General features: G+C 73.4%; 3 protein-coding genes. All 3 read right to left on the reverse strand.

Going from position 1 to position 1,340, the window contains the following annotated elements; genetic code table 11:
* The coding region (locus tag AB0J39_RS39565; RefSeq protein WP_363474352.1) for an NRDE family protein at positions 1–210 on the reverse strand (210 nt) is incomplete at its 3' end.
* A gap of 79 nt (positions 211–289) precedes the next feature.
* Positions 290–1,051, reverse strand: a complete 762-nt coding sequence (locus AB0J39_RS39570) for an SCO1664 family protein (protein ID WP_363474354.1) — start codon at positions 1,049–1,051, stop codon at positions 290–292.
* Positions 1,052–1,132: 81 nt separating this feature from the next.
* Positions 1,133–1,340 (reverse strand): DUF3090 family protein (locus tag AB0J39_RS39575; RefSeq protein ID WP_363474356.1); only part of this gene is annotated, 208 nt, incomplete at its 5' end.

Genomic DNA, 1,340 nt, shown 5'->3' on the forward strand with positions numbered 1-1,340 from the left:
GTTGAGCAGCGCCGCCACGCGCCGCCCCGCGGGGTCGGCGGCCAGCCAGGTGCCGCCCGCCTCCAGGTCGCGGCCGCCGACCAGGCCGGGGTACGCGGGCCAGTGCCGGTCCGGCGACATCCACGGCCGCACGACGAACTCGTCACGCACGCCCGCGAGGAGCACCGGCGCGCCGGACTCCGGCTCGACGCTCACGATGACCGTACACAATGCGTGTTCCCTCCAATATCGGTAGAGACCCCTGCAGAGTGCACAATCCACACGTTTTGCGCAAGCCTGTCTGCGGCGATCAAATCGGGGGCCACGGGATCGCGGGCCAGTCCTCGGAGGGGTGCGGGTGGACCCCGGTGGCCAGCAGCCTCTTGACCCGCTCCCACGTGGCCTCCACCTCGGCCTGGGTCAGCAGCTCACGCAGGCGCCGCCCGAGGCGGCCCCGCTCGATCTCCCGCTCCAGCCGCACCAGCACGTTGACCGACTCGCGCGGCAGGGTCTTGCCGCGCCACTGCCACAGCACGGTGCGCAGCTTGTCCTCCACCGCGAAGCAGACCCCGTGGTCCACCCCGTAGACGTGCCCGTCGGGCAGCGGCAGCAGGTGACCGCCCTTGCGGTCGGCGTTGTTCACCACGGCGTCGAAGACGGCCATGCGGCGAAGCGCGGGGTTGCGGCTGCGCATGAGGGCCATCAGGTCGGCCTCGGGATCGGCGTCGATCCACAGCTGCACCATCCCCGGGCCGAAGGGGCCGTCCCGGTAGACGGTCGGCGGCACGATGCGCCATCCGGTGGCGGCCGCCACCTCGTAGGCGGCCACCTCACGGGACGCCAGCGTGCCGTCGGGGAAGTCCCACAGGGGGCGCTCCCCGCGCACCGGCTTGTACACGCACGCCGCCGCGTGCTCACCGTCGCTGATGGAGCAGTAAAGCGTCATGTTCGTGGCCTCGACGAGTCGTCCGGCCACTTCTAAGGTGCCCTCCCGCAGCAGGCGCATCGCCGCCGCGTCGTCCAGCCCCGGCCCGTCCACGTCGCTGATGCTCGCCTCGTCCTCCGTCGTCATCCGGTTCCCCGCCCGCGCGGCGCCCCGCCGCTCTTCCAGCCGTTCACGCCGTGCCTCATGCCGTGCCTCATGCCGTGCCTCTCATGCCGAGAACACCCCGGGATGGTGGCCGTTGAGGCGGACGCAGATGTGCCCCTCGGGGTCGAGCGGCCGGCCGCACAGCGGGCACGGCGGGCGGCCCGCGGCGACCACCTCGAGCGCCCGGCGGCTGAACGCGCGGGCGGCGGCGGCGCTGATCCGCACCCTGAGGACGGCGGGCTCGGGCCGGTCGTCGTCCAGCGGCGGCTCG

This window comes from Microbispora sp. NPDC049633, from assembly GCF_040675265.1.
GTDB classification, from domain to species: Bacteria; Actinomycetota; Actinomycetes; order Streptosporangiales; family Streptosporangiaceae; genus Microbispora; species Microbispora maris.